The organism is Enterococcus sp. 3H8_DIV0648, assembly GCF_002140655.1.
GTDB classification, from domain to species: Bacteria; Bacillota; Bacilli; order Lactobacillales; family Enterococcaceae; genus Enterococcus_A; species Enterococcus_A hulanensis.
In genome coordinates, this window is record NZ_NGLG01000001.1 from 3,021,291 (window position 1) to 3,022,146 (window position 856).

Genomic DNA, 856 nt, shown 5'->3' on the forward strand with positions numbered 1-856 from the left:
TAAAGATGTAGATGTATCGGTAGTAGTATATAAGACCTGTCTCTTATACACATCTAGATGTGTATAAGAGACAGGTACTAACTCGAGCATAACCTAGTAGAAACTTGTCTAGTCCTTCCAATTCCTTCACCATTATTTTCCCCTCTCTTATACACATCTAGATGTGTATAAGAGACAGCAATTATACAGCATTAAAAGTGAAAGAAAAATCAGTAAAAAAACTTGAGAAGACGTTTTCCAAAGAAGAGATTGAAAAAAAGATAGATATATCCAATTTTGAAGACGTAATAAGAATTCTCCAGTTGGATCTTGACATTTCAGGGATAAAAAATGATATAGAAAGTCTGGAAATAGCAAAATCAAAAATGAGCGACTTCTCGAAAACGGTTCAGCATTTTAAAACTACTCGGGAAGAATTATTGGATGACTTCAAAAAGATCAAACAGCCAGAAGATAGTGATTGTCCTTTGTGTGGTTATCCTTATACTTCGTACGAAAAACTATTAGAAGCGATTCTTTCAAAAGAGGAAAAATTTAAAGAGTTAGCAGACAAAGAAGGTAAATTGTACGAAGTAGATGTGTATAAGAGACAGTCCTTATACTTCGTACGAAAAACTATTAGAAGCGATTCTTTCAAAAGAGGAAAAATTTAAAGAGTTAGCAGACAAAGAAGGTAAATATACACATCTAGATGTGTATAAGAGACAGGTCTTACACTCAACTAAAGCTTTTAATATGCCTGAAGATTTCTTCGAGAATTATTGCATAAGTAAACCTAGTAAACTGTCTCTTATACACATCTAGATGTGTATAAGAGACAGCTATACACCAAGTAAAAACTTACAACTCATCTAAT

Annotated in this window: 1 protein-coding gene; it reads left to right on the plus strand. The window is 32.7% G+C overall.

Features of this window, described 5'->3' with window-relative positions; translation table 11 throughout:
• Positions 1-197 precede the first annotated feature (197 nt).
• Positions 198-653, plus strand: coding sequence for a hypothetical protein (locus tag A5875_RS13915; protein ID WP_088934155.1), 456 nt, complete (start codon positions 198-200; stop codon positions 651-653).
• The last annotated feature ends 203 nt before the right edge of the window (positions 654-856 follow it).